Raw genomic sequence first — 20,142 nt, forward strand, 5'->3', positions numbered from 1 at the left:
GGTACCTATCATGACCGTACAACTGGTGATTGATAATCAGAAGCAATCGGCTTCCGACGGTAAAACGTTCGAGCGCATTGATCCCCTCGGTTCGCATACCGTTAGCGTTGGTGCCGCTTGCAGTGTTGAAGACGCATTGCGTGCAGCCCAGTCGTCAGAGCGCGCGTTCCAGACCTGGTCTGGTACAGGGCCGACCGAGCGTCGTCGTATTCTGTTGGCAGCCGCCGATGCGCTGGAGGCCAAGATGGCAGACTTCTGCACTGCGATGGCTGAAGAAATCGGCGCTTCGCAACTGTGGGCGCAGTTCAATGTCGGCGCATCGGCAAACCTGCTGCGTGAAGCCGCGGCGATGACCACGCAGATCAAGGGTGAAACCATACCCACCGACAAGCCGGGCGCGTTGTCCATGACCCTGCGCCAACCGGTCGGTACGGTGCTGTCCATCGTGCCTTGGAACGGCCCTGTGATTCTGGGCGCGCGGGCAATCGCGTATCCGCTGGCATGCGGTAACACCGTGATCTTCAAGGGCTCCGAAAGCAGTCCGCGCACTCACGCGTTGTTGGCCGAAGCATTTTACGAAGCGGGTTTGCCGGCGGGTGTTCTGAACTTCCTGATCAGTGCTCCTGAAGATGCTGCGGCGGTCACCGAAGCCCTGGTTGCCCATGACACTGTACGGCGCGTCAATTTCACCGGCTCAACCAAGGTTGGCCGCATGATCGCGCAAACGTGCGCGAGCCATCTGAAGCGCTGCCTGCTTGAATTGGGAGGCAAGGCGCCATTCATCGTGTTGGACGACGCTGATATCGAGGGCGCTGTAAACGCAGCAGTGTTCGGTGCATTTTTGTATCAAGGGCAGATTTGCATGTCCACCGAGCGTTTCGTGGTGGACGAGGCGGTTGCCGATGCGTTCGTCGCTCGCTTTGCCGAGCGCGTCAACGCACTCGAGTCCGGGTTGCCTGCGAAATCTCCGGGTTGTGTGATCGGCCCCATGATCGGCCAAGGTTCTGTGCAGCGGATCAATCATCTGCTGGACGATGCTGTTAACAAGGGGGCAAAAATTGTCACCGGTGGGCTCGCAGAGACTGCATTGATGGGCCCGACTTTGGTCGACTGCGTGACCCGAGAGATGGCCATTTACGATGAAGAAACCTTTGGCCCGGTGACTACCATCGTCAGGGTGAAAGGCGCGGAGCAGGCTTTGGCGGTGGCCAATGACACAGCCTACGGCCTTTCCTCTTCGATCTTCAGTCGTGACGTTACCAAGGCCCTCGGCCTTGCCAGCCGACTCGATGCTGGCTGTGTTCATATCAATGGTGCGACCGTGCAAAACGAGCCGCAGGCGCCTTACGGCGGCATGAAGAAAAGCGGTTACGGCCGCTTCGATGGCAGTGCAGTGATCGAAGAGTTCACTGAAGTGAAATGGGTCACAGTGGAGCCATCCGGCCAGCCTTATCCCTTCTAAGTTTTTCTCTGACACCGTTGCTTTGGTTTTTTGAGTCGTCCATATCGTGCGGGTATGGACGGCTCTTTTTTTTGCCGGTACAAAACTTCACCGGCATGCTAGTGGCGATTTTCGCCATCCACTCGCCCTAATAGCGAAGTCTGTCCTCTGTATTGTTTAGGCGTCATCGAAAGCTTCTCTTTGAACAACCTGGTCATATGGCTTTGGTCTGAAAATCCGCACTCCATTGCGACGGCCTTGAGCGGGATGTCGGCCCATTGGCTGAGCAACCGTTCGGCCTTCTTCAGCCTTCTGGCCTGAACGAACCGATGTGGCGGTGTTCCGAATTCCGTGGTGAAAACCCGAATGAACTGCGATGCACTGAAGCCGGCCACCTTTGCCAGGTCCTTGATGGTCAGCGCAGAGGATAGATTGGCGTCGATGTAGTCTTGCAGCTGGTGACGTGTGTGGGCAGGAAGTCGTGCTCCCTGCTCACTGCGCTCTATGGCGGCGCCGCCATAGCGCCTGAGCAGGTGAATGCAAATCTGGATTTCCAGGGTTTGCGTGTAGAGTGCGTGCCCTGGCTGGTCGGACAGGCACTCGCGTTCATAGGCTTCGATCAATCCTGACAGTTCAGTGTCCCGCACCACCGGGCAATGATCGATGAAGATGCCGTCTATCTCTCGCTGAAACAGTTCCTGGGCCACTTTGGCCATGACCGATTGGGAAATGTAGACATGACTCACTTCGATGTCATTTGCCCAGAACCACCGTGAAGGCTCTGCGCGGGCCAACAGCGTAACGTCCCCGGGGGCGGCCTGAGCTACCTGCCAGCAGTGCCCATCGCAGAATCCAAGGCGCGGGGTTCCCTGTTTCCAGCGCACCAATTGGTAATCGCGCATGGAGGGGATGAACACTTCGGTTTCCAGAAAGCGATAGCCACGCAGTGACATGCAATGATCGGGTACCAGGTCAACGGTGCCTTCGACCGTCACCTCGCCAGGTATGACTTCAAGCATGCGCTTGGGGGTAAGCAGGACAGGGTTCATCACAACTCCTTTTCTTATATGAATGTGGAGCGTGGGGGCGGCCTTGGATAACTAGGCAGTTCGAGAAATAAAGATTCTATCTATCATAAACGTTTCAGGGCACAAGAGCAGGGGCGAGGTAGGGGGACTCGAACTCATCACAAGATCACCTGAAGAGTTCGAGCGCATCGGGTGGCCTATGAAGACTGCATGTTTTCATCGCCTGGTAGCGTGGGTGCAGGTCGCCAGCGGCGAAGGCCGGTGCGGCCTTCGTAGTGCTGGTGGGACGGGTAAGTGACCAGCTCGATCGTGCTGCCCCACGGTGTGCGGGTATACACGTAGCGATTACCTTCACCCGCGTCTCCACCTGGAAGGTTACCGGGCTGGCTGAGTAATTTACCGCCTGCCTGCTGCAGCCGTTCAGCTGCTGCATCGATATCATCCACGTAAATACAGAAGTGCTGGATGCCGAAGTCACTTGGCCGCACCGGCGGTGCTTGTTCAACACCTGCATAAGTGAACAGCTCAAGATTAGGGCCGTTGCCAAGGCGCAGCATCCGTATCGCCCTGATCACAGAGCCAGAAGGCACGCCGAGCCCTGCTTCGACCTCCGGGCCGCCCAGAGGCTGGTCCAGCATGTCGTAGATCACCTGGGCACCGAATGCGTCGCAGAAAAAGCGTGTGGCCTGCTCCATGTCGGGTACCGTGATTCCCACATGCTCGATTGCACGTACTGTCATTGCAGTTCTCCCAGTTTGGCTGCGGCCCAGAAGCCTGATTGTGTCGCCTCATACATACGGCCCCCCCGTAAACGTGTACCAATGGCCTGAACGTTCAAGTAACGTTCCAAAGCAGCATGGGCCGTTGACGGTTGACGCGCAGTTGCCATTACCACAGTACCTGCTTCAGGTGGCTTGCCATTGAGCGCGATCGAGACACCGAGTTGCTTGAGCACCGCCTCCAGGTGATCTCGCTGCATGTCGTTGGAATCCACCCCGACTTTATCGGAGGGTGAAACCAGCGTGACCTTCTTCCGATTCTCGGCGAGCCAGATAGCTGCATACATTGCCGTCTCAGTCTCACCGTAAACGATCAGCTCAAGGGCGGTAGGCAATGCGTTGTCAGCGAGCATGTCGACCACGTCCATCGGCCCCGTTGCAGGTGCAGTGCCAGTGGCCAGTAATACATGGTCCCATTCAGCGGGGACGACCTCATCGGCAACAGCATTGAGGCGAACTTCGACACCGGCCTTGCCCAGCTCGGTTTCATAGAACGTGATCATGTTCAGGATTTCTTGCCTGAAGGGGCTTGCCGCGGCCCAGGCATGGAGTTGCCCGCCCACTCGGTTGCGGCGTTCGAGCAAGACCACCTGATGCCCGCGTTGTGCGGCCAATATTGCAGCCTCGCAGCCAGCTGGGCCAGCGCCGACCACGAGTACGCGCTGCTTGACGGCTGCCGGTCGTCGGGCCAGTTGAGCACGACGCTCCTCGCCGAGCGTGGGGTTGATCACACACTGCGTGCCCTTGCCGTTGAACATCCAGCGTGAGATGCACTCGTTGACGGCGATGCAGCGGCGCACGCTTTCGGGTTCACCACGCCTGGTCTTGATGACCGTATCAGGGTCTGCAAGGCCAGCACGGCCGAGCGCCACGAAATCGAGCTCATTATTGTCGATGGCCTTTGCCATGTCTTCCAGCAGCCAAGTGAGGCGGCCGACACCGATTACCGGCAACGACACGCGTTGCTTCACAGCCTTGGCGTAGTTGACCAATGAACCGGGTGCACCCATCGGGAGCAGGACCATTGCGGTGTCATAGTTGCCAGCACTGACATCCAAGGCGTCGACATATGGCTCGAGCATCTGGCAGAAGGCAAGCCCATCCTCCAGGGACAAACCGCCCTCGTAGGGTTCGGTGACACTCAGGCGATAGAGCAGGGGAAAGTCAGGCCCCACTTGTGTTCGCACGGCCCGCACCACCTCCAAGGCGAAGCGCGCACGATTCTCCAGGGAGCCTCCCCATTGATCGGTCCGTTTGTTGGTGAAGGGTGAAAGGAACTGGCCCAGCAGGTAACCATGTGCGCCATGAAATTCGATGGCATCGAAGCCTGCCGCAACCGCGCGCCGGGCTCCCTGCACGTACTTGTCAATGAGGCCAGGTATTTCATGCGCTTCGATGGCCCGCGGAGGTGAGCCAAAGGCACTGGTTATGCCCGCAGTCGGCGCGATGGGCGGTTCATTATGTTCGGTGTTGCCCTGAGAGTTTTGCCGGCCTGTATGGTGGAGCTGGACGGCAATCTTTGCGCCCTCTCCGTGGACAGCATCGACCAGGTTGCTTAACCCGCCGATGAACCGATCATGATCGATGCGTATCGGGTGGCCTACCGTACGCCCGACGTCCCAGTCGATGGATGTGTTCTCGGTGATTATCAAACCGACGCCGCCACGAGCCCGGGCGCGGTGGTATTCGATCAGTTTGTCGTCCACTTCGCCGAACGTGCTTGCGAACTGGGTGAAAATTGGCGCTTGAACGACGCGGTTTCGCAAGTGCATCCGTCCAATACGCCCCGGCTGAAACAGCGCGGCGGCAGGTCCATCAGTTGCCAATAGGGATTGCTCGGCATTCACCACGGCTTATCACCTCGTTATTGTTGTAATGAGGCTTGATGATGGTGCGCACACGCTCCGTACGTATTGAAAAAACATTCCACTGTGTTGAAGAAAATTCCGGTCTGCAGATGGACCTCAGGAGCCTTGAAGCGTTATTTCAGGTAGGTGCGTACCAGTGTCACAACCTCTTCGATCGCCCCATCGTGCGCTGCGCTGCCATCTTCGCTACCACTGATGAATTGTTCACGTAGATGGCTTTCCAGCACCCCGGCCATCAAACCGTTAACCGCACCACGGATCGCCGCGATCTGCTGTAGGACGGGTCCACAATCGGCACCCTCGGTCAACGCTGTTTCCAGCGCATCCAGTTGTCCACGGACCCTTCGCACTCTGGCGAGCACGCGTTTTTTTTCGGTAGGTGAATGGGGCATATGCGCTCCTCAAAAAATGAACATCACGTCAGGCGGATAGTGGGGAGGAGTATAACGCTGCTCGAGCATGCGGCGTTAAGGCAACGCGACAAGAATGCCGCCTTGGGGGACTCGAAACAAAACGGTTCGACTGTAAAAACGTTTCCTGCATTCTGGTGCTTTCGGCCTCATCTATGCTTATCGGGTTGTGCATGAAATTGCAGAATTTTTCGTGAAATTCAATGATTTAGCTGGGATCGACGGGAAAGCGTCTGAATGAAAGGCGCGTGGGTGCCACGGCTTCGAACCCTGTATCGCTGGTACTCGGAAATATACTCCCTGGGGGTACCTGTATATACTCCCCCCTAGTAACCAGGCTCCCGCTGATGTCTGGCCCAATACCTCAAACCTAATAGGGAGACATTATGAAATCTCGCGCTGCAGTAGCATTCGCACCCGGTAAACCGCTTGAGATCGTCGAAATTGATGTGGCGCCACCTCGTGCAGGCGAGGTGCTCATCAAGATCACCGATACCGGCGTATGTCACACCGATGCCTTCACGCTGTCCGGTGATGACCCTGAAGGGCTTTTTCCAGTCGTGCTCGGGCACGAAGGTGCAGGCGTCGTTGTAGAAGTGGGTGAAGGGGTCACAAGCCTGAAGCCAGGCGACCATGTCATCCCTTTGTACACGGCAGAGTGCGGCGAGTGCCTGTTCTGCAAATCGGGTAAGACCAATCTGTGTGTCGCTGTGCGCGCCACCCAAGGCAAGGGGGTGATGCCCGATGGCACCACGCGTTTTTCCTATCAGGGGCAGCCGCTGTACCACTACATGGGATGCTCAACCTTCAGTGAATACACGGTGGTGGCCGAAGTCTCCGTAGCCAAGATCAACCCTGAAGCCAATCACGAGCATGTCTGCCTGTTGGGATGCGGCGTAACCACTGGCATTGGTGCGGTGCATAACACCGCGAAGGTTCAGCCTGGGGACACCGTTGCAGTCTTTGGCCTTGGCGGAATCGGCCTGGCCGTTATCCAGGGCGCTCGTCAGGCGAAAGCCGGTCGCATCATTGCCATCGATACCAACCCCTCCAAATTCGACCTTGCGCGCTCCTTTGGTGCCACCGATTGCGTCAATCCGAAAGACCATGAGCAACCCATTCAGCAGGTCATCATCGATATGACGGGGTGGGGTGTTGATCATTCCTTCGAATGTATCGGCAATGTCAACGTCATGAGATCTGCCCTTGAATGCGCTCACCGCGGTTGGGGCCAGTCGATTGTGATTGGCGTCGCCGGTGCCGGCCAGGAAATCTCGACGCGTCCGTTCCAGCTGGTAACCGGGCGAACCTGGAAGGGCTCGGCATTCGGTGGCGTCAAGGGCCGCAGCCAATTGCCCAAGATGGTCGAAGATGCGATGAACGGAGAAATTGAGCTGGCACCCTTCGTCACCCACACGATGCCACTGGACCGCATCAATGAAGCGTTTGACCTGATGCACGAAGGCAAATCCATCCGCACCGTCATCAAATACTGATAGGGCTCGAATGCCCTGAATATACGGACAAGAGGGTCATGCTGTGAGCAACGTAAAACTTCATCCATCACTGGATAACGGTATACAGCCCGCCCTGCAAGGCTTCACTGGCGGGGTGTTGCGGTGTCACTGCGCTACCGACGCCGTCGAGGTGCGGGTCGACTCACCCACGCTGCATAACCATGCCTGTGGCTGTAGCAAATGCTGGAAGCCGGCGGGTGCAAAGTTTGCCGTCATAGCGGTCGCGCCACGTGATGCGGTAACCGTTCTGAGCAATGGTCAGAAGCTGAAAATTGTCGATGAGGCTGCGACCATTCGCCGTCATGCCTGCACCGAGTGCGGTGTTCACATGTACGGTCGAATCGAGAACAAGGGCCATCCTTTTTATGGCCTGGACTTTGTGCATACGGAGCTCTCTGAAGAACCAGGTTGGTCGGCCCCGGCATTTGCGGCGTTCGTCTCCTCGGTCATCGAGACGGGGACGCCTCCCCAGCAGATGGCAGGCATTCGCCAGCAACTGCGAGGCATAGGCCTGGAGCCCTATGACTGTTTATCCCCCGAACTGATGGATGCCATCTCGACCCATGTGGCAAAGCAGAATGGGACCTATCGCGAGGCTTGAGTTACAGCTTCAGATACCCCCACAACGCCGCCCCAGTCCTTGGGGCGGTTTCATTTTATCCTCGTACTCAGCTTCTACCCTGGTCAACATCACCGCTTTACGCGGTGAGAAGGGTGCCCTGCGGCTTATGCAGCGGCGGGCAGCGCTCTATAATCACCGGCGTCACCACGCCAACGCATTCGTTACTATCAGTAAGGTCTTCAGTATGGACCGTTTCACGAGTATGCAGGCCTTCGTAAAGGCAGTTGAAACAGGGTCGTTCAGCGCCGCGGGGAAGGTGCTGCACATGTCTGCGCAATTGGTGGGTAAACATGTCAACTCCCTGGAGGAGCGGCTCGGCGTGCGGTTGCTCACCAGAACCACCAGGACCCACAGCCTGACGGATTTTGGCCAGTCGTTCTATGCCCGTGCCAAGTTGATTCTTCATGATGTAGAAGAGGCGGAAAACCTGGCGGCGGTCGCGCTTGCTTCGCCAAATGGGCGACTCAAGATCAATGCGCCGGTCAGTTTTGGCATGCATGCGCTGGCACCGGTCTTGCCCGAGTTCATGAAGGCTTATCCTCAAGTCAATATTGAACTCAACCTTTCAAACCGTGCAGTCGACCTTATCGACGAGGGCTACGACGTGATTTTTCGTGTCGGTCGGTTGGCCGACTCTGGGCTGATTGCGAGAGTATTGGCGCCTTACCAGTTGGTCATGTGCGCCTCACCGGACTATCTGCAAGCACACGGCGCTCCGTCCACTCCCGATGATCTTCGCCATCATGAGTGTCTTGGTTTTTCCCATACAGAGCTGCGTACTCATTGGGTTCTGGAAGGAGATGAGGGCAGGGTAGAGGTGCCCGTGCAAAGCCGATTCGTGTCTGATCATGGAGAGCCGCTGCTATGTGCCGCTTTGGCTGGGCTTGGCGTGATGCTGCAGCCTGTCGAACTGGTGAGTGACTACCTCGAATCAGGGCGCCTGGTCGAGTTGCTACCGGATTACCGTGCCCCTACGCGGCCGTTGCACGCGCTGTATGCTCCCGACAAGCATATGCCCCCGAAGCTGCGTAGCTTCCTGGATTTTGCGATATCAAAATTTGGCAGCGTGTAGCGGGTGCTTGTCTGACGGGGTCAGGCAAGCACCCGCAATGGTCAAGGCTCAATAGCCGCAGAGGTAGCCCAACCGCCGCCTAGCGCGGTGATTAGCCTGACGGTGGCGATGGTCTGCTCGCCCTGCAGTGCCGCCAACGCTTGCTTGGTTTGCAACGTCGTTCGATCTGCGTCAATCACATTCAAATAGTCGCTTGCACCTTCCTGATATTGAGCCTGGGCTATACGGCTTGTGCCTTGAGCCGCTTCGATTGCCTGGGTCTGAGCTTGGACTTGTTGATGCAGCAACCTGATGTTGGCGAGGTTATCCTCTACCTCCCGCAAGGCGTCGAGGACGGTTTGCTGATAAGTGGCTGCTTGCTCGTCGTAAGCGGCCCGCGCGTTGGCAAGGTCTGCGTCACGCTTGCCTCCATCGAACAGCGGCAGGTTCAGCACGGTCCCGGTCAACGGCCCCAACAGAAATGCTTTGCTGGACCCTTGGAACAACTCTCCCAAGGTGTTGCTTTCGTATCCTGCCGTACCGGTCAGCGTCAATGAAGGAAAATACGCAGCCTTGGCGACGCCGATCCGTGCATTGGCAGCAGCCATGGCACGTTCTGCCGCCGCGACGTCTGGGCGCCGCTCCAGCAGTGCTGATGGCACGCCGACGGGTATTTCCACCGTTAAGGGCTGCACGGGCATGAATGGGAAGTCAAAGGCTGATGGCGCCTGCCCCAGGAGCACCGCGAGGTTGTGTTCTCGTGCGGCGCGGGCTCTGACCAGCGCCAATTCGCCGGCCCGCGTGGAGGCGAGCTCGGTTTGCGCACGCATCCAGTCCATTTCGCTGACCTGCCCTGAGTCCTTGCGCTTGGTTGCAAACGCCAAGGCGTCTTCCCGTAGCTTCAAGGTATCGCGGTAGATGCTTATCTGGGCATCCAGGGTTCGAAGCTGAAAGTAGTTCGCTGCTACATCGGCCTGCAGGGCTAGCAAAACAGAATGATAGAGCGCCGCACTTTGCTGTTCATCGGCGGCGGAAGCTTTGATCGCGTCACTGACGCGGCCAAACAAGTCTGCCTCGTAGGCAACGTTCAACTGTGCGCGCCAGTAGGTGTTAGCCGACTGGGCAACGTCATTCGAGGACTGCGAGGTGAGCTCACGTGACGGTCCGATGCCTGTACTCACGCTTGGCAAACGCCGCGCTTCGGTACCTTGATGATAGGCCCGGGCTTCCTGAAGCCTGGCGAATGCCTGCTTCAAACCCTGGTTGGCCGCCATCGCTCGGGCTTGCAGGTCATCCAAGGTAGAATCCGCAAAAACCTTCCACCATTGACCCCGTGGGTACTGGTCTGCGGGCTGTGCGGTTTTCCACCCAGCTTGATCGTCGACGTTCGACTCTTTGTAATGTGCCTGTGTGGGCGTGGCAGGCACCACGTATTCGGGCGCCAGTGAATGACAGGCGCTCACCATGGCAACTGCAAGGGCACCCATGGACAGCTGAGGCCACCGAATGGAAACGGCAAGATTCATGGTGTATCAAACCTCGATATGAGCGGGACGGTGATGCTCGGTCACCAGCGATTTATTGCCCGACAGTTTGCGCAGCAAGACGTAGAACAGCGGTGTGAGCAACAGGGCGAACACGGTTACGCCGAGCATGCCGAAGAACACGCTGACGCCGATGGCATGGCGCATTTCTGAACCTGGACCGGTAGCAACCACCATCGGCACAACGCCCATGATGAATGCCATCGATGTCATCAGAATCGGCCGTAGACGTAATCTGCTCGCTTGCACCGCAGCATCCACCACGCTGTGGCCCTGCATTTCGAGCTCGCGGGCGAATTCGACGATAAGGATGGCGTTTTTGGCTGACAGCCCAACCAGGACGACCAGACCTATCTGGGTGAAAATGTTGTTGTCGCCTTGCGTCAGCCAGACGCCTAACAGCGCAGACAAGATGCTCATCGGTACGATCATGATCACCGCCATCGGCAAGGCCAGGCTCTCGTATTGAGCGGCAAGCACCAGAAAAACCAACAGCACGCAGATCGGGAATACCAACAGTGCGGAGTTACCGGCCAACTGCTGTTGGTAAGCGAGATCTGTCCATTCGAACTTGATACCTGCAGGTAAGGTTTGCTTGGCGATGCGTTCGATCGCCGCTTGAGCCTGGTTGTTGGAATACCCCGGTGCCGGTCCACCATTGAGGTCTGCGGCAGTGAAGCCGTTGTAGCGCACGACCATTTCAGGTCCATAGGTTTGCTTGACTCGAAGCAAAGCGTCGAGCGGAACCATTTCGCCAGTAGTGCTGCGGGCTTTCAACTGACCGATATCGTGGGCGAATGCTCGGAAACGCGCGTCTGCTTGCACGCGTACCTGGTAGACGCGGCCAAACAGGTTGATGTCATTTACGTAAAGCGAGCCCAGGTAGATTTGCAGAGTGTCGAACACTTCGTTGACCGGCACGCCCAACTGCTGCGCCTTGACGCGATCCACCTCAAGGTCCAACTGCGGGATGTTGATGTCATAACTGCTGAACAGGGGGCCCAGCTCAGGTGCCTTTGCTGCTTCTGCGATGAACGCTTCCGTCGCGTCATGCAACGCCTGGTAGCCCAGCGCCCCGCGATCTTCGAGTTGCAACTTGAAGCCGCCGAGGGTGCCCAGGCCTAATACCGGCGGGGGGGTGAAGACCGATATCTTGGCTTCCTTGATCTGGGCAAACTTCTCATTCAGTGACTTGGCAATTGCGCTGTCGCTTAAATGCACGCCATGACCGTAGCGGTCTTCGAAGGCGGTCAGCGGCAGGAACATCACCACCGAACTGGACGATGAGGTAAAGCCGTTGATCGATAGCCCAGCATGGGCAACGGTGAAGCCTACTCCCGGCTCCGTCAGGGCAATACGCCCCATCTCCTGAGAGACTGCATCCGAGCGCTCAAGCGTAGCGCCACTAGGCAGTTGCGCCACTGCGATCAGGTACTGCTTGTCCTGTGCGGGTACAAAACCACCCGGTACGACGTCTCCCATGAGCACGGCCAGCGTCAACAACAAAACGTAGCAACCCATCATTACGCCCTTGTGCTTGAGCGTGCTGCGTACGCCAGCGCCGTAAGCATTGGAGCCACGCTTGAAGAGCCGGTTGAATGCGTTGAAGAACGTGCCCAAGGCCCGGTCCATGATCCGCGTCAAACGGTCCTTGGGCGCATGCGGGCTTCTAAGCAGCAAAGCGGACAATGCCGGAGACAGCGTAAGAGAGTTGAATGCCGAAATGACGGTCGAAATCGCAATGGTCATCGCGAACTGCTGATAGAACTGCCCGGTCAAGCCAGACATGAATGCCAGCGGCACGAATACCGCAACCAGGGTCAGGCCAATCGCGATAATCGGGCCACTGACCTCATCCATGGCTTTGTAGGTGGCTTCTCTGGGGCTCAGTCCATGCTCCAGGTTGCGCTCGACGTTTTCCACGACGACGATGGCATCGTCCACGACAATGCCAATTGCCAAGACCATTCCGAAGAGTGAGAGCGCATTGATCGAGAAGCCAAAAGCCAGCATCAGGGAGAACGTGCCTACGATGGCAACCGGTACTGCCAGCAGAGGTATCAACGACGCTCGCCAGTTCTGAAGGAACAGAATGACGACCAGTACGACCAACGCAATGGCTTCCAGCAAGGTATGCACAACGGCTTCGATGCTGGCGGCGACGAACCGTGTAGGGTCGTAGTTGAAGCCATAGCTGACACCTTTGGGCATTTCCTTGCCGACTTCCGCCATTTCACGGCGCACATCGTCGGCAATCTGTAGCGCATTGGCACCGGGCTGCTGGAATACCCAGATCGTCATCGAAACCTTGGTATTGAGGTGCGTGCTCTGGGTGTAATCCGAAGCGCCAAGTGTTACCCGCGCCACATCGCGAAGATAGGTCACCCCACCATCGGCGTTGGTTTTCAAAACAATGGCTTCAAACTCCTGGGGCGTCTGCAAGCGGCCCTTGACGTTGAGATCAAGCTGCAACGTCACGCCTGGCGCACTGGGCGTGGCACCCACCATGCCTGCCGATACTTGAGCGTTCTGCGCTTGGATCGCACTCACTACGTCGCTTGCAGACAGATTGCGCTCGGCCAGCTTTCGCGGGTCCAGCCAAACGCGCATGGAGTAATCCCCGCCGCCTTTGAGCTGAACGTCGCCTACACCCTTGATCCGGGCCAGGCGGTCACGGATATGAATGAGGCCATAATTGTGCAAGTAGTCGACGTCGTACTGATCGTTGGGTGAGAAGAGGGTCACGGCCAGGGTCATCGTGCTAGATGCCTTGATCGTAGTGACCCCCAGTTTCTGCACGGCTTCCGGTAGTCTTGGTATTGCCTGGGAGACGCGATTCTGTACTAACTGCTGGGCAAGGTTGGGGTCCATCCCCAACTCAAAGGTGACCGTGGTAGTCATCTGCCCATCACTGTTGGCCTGGGACTGCATATACAGCATCTTTTCCACGCCATTGATTTTTTCCTCAATAGGCGCAGCCACCGTTTCAGCAATGACCTTGGGGTTGGCGCCGGGGAACTCGGCGTGTACCAGCACCTGCGGAGGCACCACCTCAGGGTACTCGGCAATGGGTAATTTGAAGAGCGAGATCACACCCAGCAGCAAGATCACCACTGACAGGACAGCGGCAAAGATGGGACGATCAATGAAGAATCGAGAGAATTTCATCGCAAGGTTTTCTTAGGCAATAGGAACCCGGCAACGCGCATTTTGCGGCGCATCGCTTTAGGTTGGTGTGCGGTTGAGGTGCTTCAGCGCTGAGCCGAGACTGCTTTAGCGGTACTGGACATTGCGACTTGACGCGGCTTGACGGTCTCATCCGCCTGCACACGTTGCAGGCCATTGACGATGATGTGGTCCTGCGCAGAGAGACCGCTTTCGACAATCCGTAAGCCGTCATAAAGCCCGCCCAGGCGCACTTCGCGGTAGTGCACTTGATCCTGCTGATCTACGACCATGACAAATTTGCGATCCTGGTCGGTGCCCACCGCGTCTTCGTTGATCAGCAGGGCTTGTCGACGTTGGCCTGCGCTGACTTTGACATGTGCGTACATGCCCGGCACCAACTGGCTACGTGGATTATCAAAGCGCGCTCTCACTCGAATGGTGCCTGAGCTGCTGTTGAGCTGGTTGTCGACGGAGTCCACCACGCCTCGGCGGGAAAAACCCGGTTCGTTGGCCAGGCCCATTTCTACCTTGATGGCTTGATCATGGGGCTGGGAAAGAAAACGCAGATAGGTTTGTTCATCCACTTCGAAGCTAGCGTAGATGGGCGAGATCGATACGATGCGAGTCAATACCGGTGCAGATGCTCCGTTAGCCACTACGTTACCCACCGTGAGTTCTGCGCGAGACACTTTGCCACTCACCGGTGCTTTGACTGAGCAATAGTCCAGGTTGACACGCGCGGTTTGCAGCCTTGCTTTCGCGGCTTCGACTTCGGCTGCACTGGTCTGTTGCAAGCGCAAGGCGGCGTCCGCATCGCGTTGCGCAATCGCATTCTGGCCAAGCAGGCGCTTGGCGCGCTCGGCATCAGCGTGAGCGTAGGCGTAACGGGCGCTGGCGCCGGCAACTTCTGCCAAGGCTTGATCGACAGCGGCTTGATACAGGCGCGTATCAATCGTGAACAGCAGGTCGCCCCGATTGACTTGGGCGCCATCTTTGAAGTGCACGGCAGTAATAGCACCGGGCACCAATGGGCGGACATCGACGGTTTCAACGGCTTCGAGTTTCCCCGAGTAAGTCTGGTATTCGTTGAGTTGTTCGGCAATGGGCGTGGCGATGTCGACCTCTGCGTGCACGGCGTCCGGCGCTTGTTCGCTGGCTTGCGCCAGGGTGTCGTTGCCCTTGCTGAGCAACTGGTAACCGGTTCCCGCTGCGGCGGTTAGAACGAAGGCCAGGGCGAGGGGGACTTTCTTGAATGGGAGGTTCATGAGCACGGCAAATAGAGGCTATGGCTGAAAGACGCGTAATGCTAAGGTAGATCAAATGATCGATAAACACGCTGTAAATCCTTACACTGTAGCCAAAATGTCCTCAATGAGCGTTACCTATGTCGTCCAGTGATAGTTTTGCCGGCATTCATACATTCGTCACCACTGCCAAATGCGCGAGTTTCACAGAGGCGGCAGACCGCTTGGATATTTCCAAATCAGCGGTAGGCAAGGCGATTGCCCGCCTGGAGCAACGGCTGGGTGTGATGCTGTTTCACCGCACCACCAGGAGGTTGTCGTTAACGGCTGATGGGGAGGCTTATCTGGCTGCCTGCAGCGGCGCGCTGGACGAAATCCGTGATGTTGAAAATTGCCTGACCTCAAAGGCACATGAACCTTCTGGGCAACTGCGTGTGGACATGCCGGTGGCGCTGGGGCGCAAAATGATCTTGCCGATCACCTTGGAGATTGGGCAGCGCTATCCGGGGCTTACATTCACACTTACATTCAATGACCATCTCATCGACCCTGTGGAAGAAGGGGTGGATCTGGTTATCCGCTTTGGCGACCCAGGCGACCATCAAGGCTTGATCGCCCGTCCATTGACGCGTCAACGCCTGATCATCTGCGCAGCCCCCGCTTATTTGCAGGCGCGGGGCACACCGCACTCACTGGAAGAAATTGACCGGCATGCCTGTATCGTTACATACCGTCGAGGGCAGCCCTTGGGCTGGCGGGTAATGAGGGATGGTCAGGCTGCGCGTATCGTGCCACCTGCTACACACCAGATTGGCGATGGTGCGGCAATGATCGACGTTGCCCTCGCGGGCCTGGGTTTATGCCAGATGCCGTTGTGCGTTGTGCAAGAGCACCTACAGGCGGGTAGGCTGGTGAGTGTGCTGGAAGCCTTCGAACCCGCTCCGGTGACGGTCTACGCATTGTGGCCAAAAACCGCGCACCTGCGGCCCAAGGTGCGTTGCCTGATCGATACGCTGCTTGAAATGGGGGAGAGCGGCAAACTTGAATGAGCCGTTGCAGAAGCATTAGCCGGGGCAATGTTGCAACATCTCAGTGTGCTAGCACCGAGCTGCGCACCTTGCGCACTAGCCATAGATTTGTCACCAGGCACAGTGCCAGCGCAGCCACGCACAAGAGCATTGATGTCGACATACCTTGCGTGAAGGCCGGACGCTCTGCGTGAGCAATCAAAAGGCCGAAGATGGCCACACCCAATACCCCTCCCACTTGTCTTGCAGATGACATCAGGCCAGAGGCGATCCCGGCGTCTTGCTGGGTTACCGCCGCAAGCATGGTGTTGTTCATCGAGGGTACAGTGGCTGCGCTGCCAATCCCGACGATAATCAGCGCTGAATCCAGCATCCAGCTAGCGCTGTCAGGGCTGATCCGCGACAGTATCAGGAAACCACATACCTGCAACCCGGTGCCCAGGGTCATGATCCGCAACGCGCTGAAGTGGCGCCCAAGCCTTGCCGAAGCCAGCGAGGAGAGGGTCATGACAGCCGTGAGAGGGATGAACGCAAGGCCTGTTCGGACAGCGTCATAGCCCAATATCGTCTGGAAATAAATGCTCAGGACGAAGACGACCCCGTAAAACGTGAAGTTGATCACCGACCCCGTGAGCATCATCGCTATAAGCACGGTGTTGCGTGCAAGGTGAATGGGAATCATGGGGTCGGCCACTCGCTGTTCGATCAGCACGAATGCCAACAGCACCAGGCAAGAAAGGGCGAGCACCGACAGTGGTATCAGCGACCAGCCTCGTTCACTCGCCTCGGTCAGGCCGTAGGTCAGCAGCGCCAATGCCAGCGCTATGGTCACTTGACCATACACGTCTATGCGTTTTTCTACCTTGGGTGAAGCCGGCGTGTAGCGCAACGTCAATGCGATGGCCAACAGGCCCAATGGGATGTTGATCAAGAACACGCTGCGCCAGCCCAGATGCTCAATCATCAGTCCGCCCAGCACCGGCCCGGCCGCTAGGGCAATACCTCCGCTGGCTCCCCATAACGCCACTGCCGCTTTGCGCTGTTCGGGGTTGGTAAAGTTGAGTCGTAGAAGGGTGAGTGATGTGGGAATCATCAATGCCGCACCTAACCCCTGTACGCAACGAAAGCTGATCAGCTGAACCATACTGCCGGCGAGACCGCAACCCAGGGAGCTCAAGGTGAAAACGATGAACCCGCCGACGAACACCGGTTTGGCGCCCAGCTTGTCGCCGCAACTGCCGCCAAAAATCAGCAAGGCCGAGAAGGTCAGTGCGTAGCTGTTGATCACCCACTGCAAACCAGTGAGGTTGGTGTCAAATGCTGCCTTCAAGGCGCCCAAACCCACATTGACCACGCTCACATCCAGTTGCACGACGAAGAAGCCCAGGCATGCAGCCATCTGGATGGCGGAGAGTTTTGTTGCTTTGTACATGGCAAACCAGAAGGGGGATGGAGATGGATCGAGATTAAAGCTTGCCATGCCATGCGTAAATACTAGAATCTGCGTACTTACCATGCAGGTTTGCATAGATGATGAACTGGGAAGATTTGCGCTTTTTTTTGGCCATAGGTCAGTCCGGCACACTGTCGGGCGCAGCACGCGCCCTTCAGGTAGACCAGGCAACGGTGAGCCGACGTTTGATAGCCCTGGAAGCCAGTCTGGGGGTGCGCTTGGTCAACCGCCTGCCACGGGAAGCACAATTGACGGCTGCGGGACAGCAAGTACTCAAGCAAGCCATGGAGATAGAAAAGTATGCCTATAGCGTGAAGCGCATCACGGCTGGCTTGGGGGAGCAAGAACGTACGACCGTATCCATCTCTGCTCCACCTATACTCGCTCGCCACTTTCTGGCCCCGCATCTGCTGTCGCTGTCACAAAAACTTGAGCAGGCCAAGTTGTCCATTTTGAGCGAATCCCATTTTGCTTCATTGGCTCGTATGGAGGCCGACCTGGCTGTTCGACTCGCTACCGGCTCAACAGACACGGACATCATCAAGAAAGTGGGTCGTGTTGATTTCGCACTGTATGCAGCACGCACGTACCCATATCCGTCAGAGCCCGAACGCTGGGAGTTTGTGGGGTATACAGAGCGTCAGAAGGATTTCGATCATAAGCGTTGGTTGTACCACGTGATTGGCGAGCGGCGGGTAAGCTGTGAGGTATCTGACCTGAGCAACCAGTACGAAGCCGCCTGTTCGGGCATCGGTGTGGCGGGACTGCCATGTTTTTTAGCGGATAGAGATGAGCGCCTGGTGCGCTTGGACGCCCATGAGACACTGCTCTCACTTAATATATGGATGGCCATTCACCCGGATCGCCGGAATGATGCGCTTATTCGCCGAACGATGGTGGCCATCATCGAGTTAGTTGAAGCGGTGGGATTATCCCACTGAAAATCTAAACAGGCATGGAAGGGGTGAGTCGACAACGACTGCATACCTCCCATGTCCATCGAGGAAACCACCGCTTACCGCCTGAGCACAGCGGTCACTCAATGTGTTCGAATTCTGGCTTTTCGTTTTTGTCTGGCACTGACAGTGGCGTACCTTCAACCCCTGCGTAAGCCACTATGACAACGGCCTCCTCATCACCGGTTACGCCGCGGTGACTTGCGCCAACCGACTCCGGAAAGGCCTCGCCAGCTTTGACAACAAGCGACTTTTTGCTAAGTCTATCTTCAATGGTCAGTTGACCTGATATCACGTAGGCAATGTTGGCAACAGGGTGGTGATGCCACGGCAGCGCCGTGTGAGGCGGTATTGTAATTTTGAGTAAGGACAATTGAGGCTGGCCGGATGGGTAGGGTGCATATTTGACACCTTCCCAGGATGTTGTGCTGTTCACTACAACTTTCGCCTTTGGCGCAAGTGCCTCACTGGCCTTTACGCTGCTGAGCAGGGTAAGGCTGATCAGGGCAGCGGCGATAACTGACTTGAGCGCGATCAAAGGGGTCGACCTGTCAGGGGTAACGCAACGCGATATTTCAGTCATGGCTTGGGGACCTATCTTGTTGTTTTGAGCCTTCATCGTGTATGGAAAGTGGAAGGCGGTATTGAACTGGGCATGTTTTTCATAGAACAAAAATTGCAACGCCATAGCCGGACGCCGTTATCGAGCCCTACAGCATGCTTGTTCAGAAGTGGTAATACATGCCCACAGCCAGGTTGCGGGGATCATCACCGGATTCCTCGACTGGAATTCCGGCGTAACTCGATGACGATTTCATCTTGTTGGCAATCATGGCTACACGGCCATAAATCGCCCAATTGGGTTTGAGAAAATGATCGTAGCCAATCATCACGCCCGTGGCATTCTTGCCCCCGGTCTCCACGTCACGCTGCACCACCATCAGGCGCGCGACATCGGTTTTGCCAACCGGTGCCATGAAGCCCAGCGTCCAGGCCGTCATGCTCGGGGTGTCATGTTGATCCACATCTTGTCGTTGCCACGTCAGGCTGGAAGAGAACGGGCCGAAGTCGTAGAACGCAGAAGCGCTTTTGAAGTAGTTGTGTGTCTGGCGCTCGTGACCATTGTCATTCCAGGGATCACTGAGGTAGTCGTTGAACGAACCCAGCAGCATCATGCGGGCGTTGGCGTACTGAACCTTCACGCCTTTACCGCGTACGGTGTTGCCAGCACTTGCAGTGTCATCGAAGCCAAAGGTTACTGCCGTACCCACGCTGAAACCGGCCACCGTGGGCGTGGTATATGCCAGGGTGTGCTTGGGACGCATATCCAAGTAGTAGGCGCCTTTGCCTGACGGCGGCAGGGTCAGGAATGTGTATGGCGAACCGTACACGGCCAGAAAAGGGTCGGCGTAGCTGGGAGTGCTCATGTTGTAGGTTTTACCGAACTCTAGCTTGCCATACCGCTTCGAACGCAGCGCTGCTACCGCAAGGCGAAGCGTACCGATTTGCTTCCAGTGTTGCTCCAGGGCCTCCCCATTGAGGTTGAAACCCTCTTCCACATCGAGCTCCAGCACCGTGTCTTCAGCAAGTGCTTTGCGCATGTAGAGGCCCAGTTTGTTGGTCCACGCGCCACCACCTTCGACACGCAGGCCTTCATGGTGCTGCGAATCATGGTATGAGGCAAAAGCGTCCACGGTCCCGTACAGTTTGAGTTTATCGTCGTAACCTTTGTCGACGTTGTAGTACCCGAATCCCGAGGCAACTCTTCCCAGCGCCGGGAACCCCTCCGCGTTGGCACCCTGTGCAAGACCAAGGCCGATCATCATAAGCGCAAGTAACGGGCGTCGCTCGTGTAGACAAGTGCACATGCCTGAGACTCCTCCTGTCTCAATGAACCTGTGTGCAGCCTCCCTAAGATTTCAGTGCGCGAAAATTAACTATTTGGGCGCTTCATGTTATTTGGGCAATGAGGGGGTGTAGATGAGCTGAATAGACCGGTAGCGCGTTGTTGGCTGAGCGTCGAGATGCGTTTG

General features: G+C 57.0%; 16 protein-coding genes. 6 read left to right on the forward strand and 10 right to left on the reverse strand.

Annotated elements, in window-relative coordinates:
* Positions 1 to 10: 10 nt before the first annotated feature.
* Positions 11 to 1,462 carry an aldehyde dehydrogenase gene (locus ACZ889_RS17330; RefSeq protein WP_180688081.1) on the forward strand — a complete coding sequence of 484 codons (1,452 nt, stop codon included), beginning with the start codon at positions 11 to 13 and terminating at the stop codon, positions 1,460 to 1,462.
* Positions 1,463 to 1,560: 98 nt separating this feature from the next.
* On the opposite strand, the gene ACZ889_RS17335 is transcribed toward ACZ889_RS17330, so the two are convergent.
* The 4 genes from ACZ889_RS17335 to frmR form a co-directional block, all read right to left on the reverse strand.
* Positions 1,561 to 2,490 carry a helix-turn-helix domain-containing protein gene (locus tag ACZ889_RS17335; protein ID WP_061203278.1) on the reverse strand — a complete coding sequence of 310 codons (930 nt, stop codon included), beginning with the start codon at positions 2,488 to 2,490 and terminating at the stop codon, positions 1,561 to 1,563.
* A 176-nt stretch (positions 2,491 to 2,666) separates the two neighbouring features.
* Complete coding sequence (locus ACZ889_RS17340; protein ID WP_011154375.1) at positions 2,667 to 3,209, reverse strand: VOC family protein; 543 nt, start codon at positions 3,207 to 3,209, stop codon at positions 2,667 to 2,669.
* Positions 3,206 to 5,095 (reverse strand): oxidoreductase, encoded by a 1,890-nt coding sequence (locus ACZ889_RS17345; protein WP_476257618.1) that lies wholly within the window; start codon positions 5,093 to 5,095, stop codon positions 3,206 to 3,208. The genes ACZ889_RS17340 and ACZ889_RS17345 overlap by 4 nt, the downstream gene beginning before the upstream one ends.
* A 134-nt stretch (positions 5,096 to 5,229) precedes the next feature.
* A complete protein-coding gene (frmR, locus tag ACZ889_RS17350) occupies positions 5,230 to 5,508 on the reverse strand; it encodes a formaldehyde-responsive transcriptional repressor FrmR (RefSeq protein WP_047602753.1) in 279 nt (92 codons plus the stop codon).
* A gap of 404 nt (positions 5,509 to 5,912) precedes the next feature.
* On the opposite strand from frmR, the gene ACZ889_RS17355 reads away from it, so the two are divergent.
* From ACZ889_RS17355 to ACZ889_RS17365, 3 genes are all read left to right on the forward strand, one after another.
* Positions 5,913 to 7,022, forward strand: a complete 1,110-nt coding sequence (locus ACZ889_RS17355; protein ID WP_014861938.1) for an S-(hydroxymethyl)glutathione dehydrogenase/class III alcohol dehydrogenase — start codon at positions 5,913 to 5,915, stop codon at positions 7,020 to 7,022.
* A 43-nt stretch (positions 7,023 to 7,065) separates the two neighbouring features.
* Positions 7,066 to 7,644 (forward strand): S-(hydroxymethyl)glutathione synthase, encoded by a 579-nt coding sequence (gene gfa, locus ACZ889_RS17360; protein ID WP_014861939.1) that lies wholly within the window; start codon positions 7,066 to 7,068, stop codon positions 7,642 to 7,644.
* Between the two features lie 205 nt (positions 7,645 to 7,849).
* Complete coding sequence (locus ACZ889_RS17365) at positions 7,850 to 8,737, forward strand: LysR family transcriptional regulator (protein ID WP_180688079.1); 888 nt, start codon at positions 7,850 to 7,852, stop codon at positions 8,735 to 8,737.
* Positions 8,738 to 8,778: 41 nt separating this feature from the next.
* Here ACZ889_RS17365 and ACZ889_RS17370 read toward each other — a convergent pair whose 3' ends face one another.
* The 3 genes from ACZ889_RS17370 to ACZ889_RS17380 form a co-directional block, all read right to left on the reverse strand.
* A complete protein-coding gene (locus tag ACZ889_RS17370) occupies positions 8,779 to 10,242 on the reverse strand; it encodes an efflux transporter outer membrane subunit (protein ID WP_180688078.1) in 1,464 nt (487 codons plus the stop codon).
* 6 nt (positions 10,243 to 10,248) lie between these two features.
* Positions 10,249 to 13,428: an efflux RND transporter permease subunit gene (locus ACZ889_RS17375; RefSeq protein WP_061203283.1), complete on the reverse strand. Its 3,180-nt coding sequence runs from the start codon at positions 13,426 to 13,428 to the stop codon at positions 10,249 to 10,251.
* 83 nt (positions 13,429 to 13,511) lie between these two features.
* A complete protein-coding gene (locus ACZ889_RS17380; protein ID WP_180688076.1) occupies positions 13,512 to 14,693 on the reverse strand; it encodes an efflux RND transporter periplasmic adaptor subunit in 1,182 nt (393 codons plus the stop codon).
* 119 nt (positions 14,694 to 14,812) lie between these two features.
* On the opposite strand from ACZ889_RS17380, the gene ACZ889_RS17385 reads away from it, so the two are divergent.
* Entirely contained in the window at positions 14,813 to 15,721 is a 909-nt protein-coding gene (locus tag ACZ889_RS17385; RefSeq protein ID WP_121783460.1) for a LysR family transcriptional regulator, read from the forward strand.
* 40 nt (positions 15,722 to 15,761) lie between these two features.
* Here the strand turns inward: ACZ889_RS17385 and ACZ889_RS17390 are convergent, their stop codons facing one another.
* Positions 15,762 to 17,132 (reverse strand): MFS transporter, encoded by a 1,371-nt coding sequence (locus ACZ889_RS17390; RefSeq protein WP_180690125.1) that lies wholly within the window; start codon positions 17,130 to 17,132, stop codon positions 15,762 to 15,764.
* A gap of 98 nt (positions 17,133 to 17,230) precedes the next feature.
* Here ACZ889_RS17390 and ACZ889_RS17395 point away from each other — a divergent pair, with 98 nt between their 5' ends.
* Positions 17,231 to 18,094, forward strand: a complete 864-nt coding sequence (locus ACZ889_RS17395; protein ID WP_257645085.1) for a LysR family transcriptional regulator — start codon at positions 17,231 to 17,233, stop codon at positions 18,092 to 18,094.
* Positions 18,095 to 18,188: 94 nt separating this feature from the next.
* On the opposite strand, the gene ACZ889_RS17400 is transcribed toward ACZ889_RS17395, so the two are convergent.
* Both ACZ889_RS17400 and ACZ889_RS17405 read right to left on the reverse strand, forming a co-directional pair.
* A complete protein-coding gene (locus ACZ889_RS17400) occupies positions 18,189 to 18,797 on the reverse strand; it encodes a cupin domain-containing protein (protein WP_240459582.1) in 609 nt (202 codons plus the stop codon).
* A 37-nt stretch (positions 18,798 to 18,834) separates the two neighbouring features.
* Positions 18,835 to 19,935: a porin gene (locus tag ACZ889_RS17405; RefSeq protein ID WP_014861946.1), complete on the reverse strand. Its 1,101-nt coding sequence runs from the start codon at positions 19,933 to 19,935 to the stop codon at positions 18,835 to 18,837.
* Positions 19,936 to 20,142: the final 207 nt, after the last annotated feature.

Source organism: Pseudomonas sp. TE3895 (assembly GCF_056278855.1).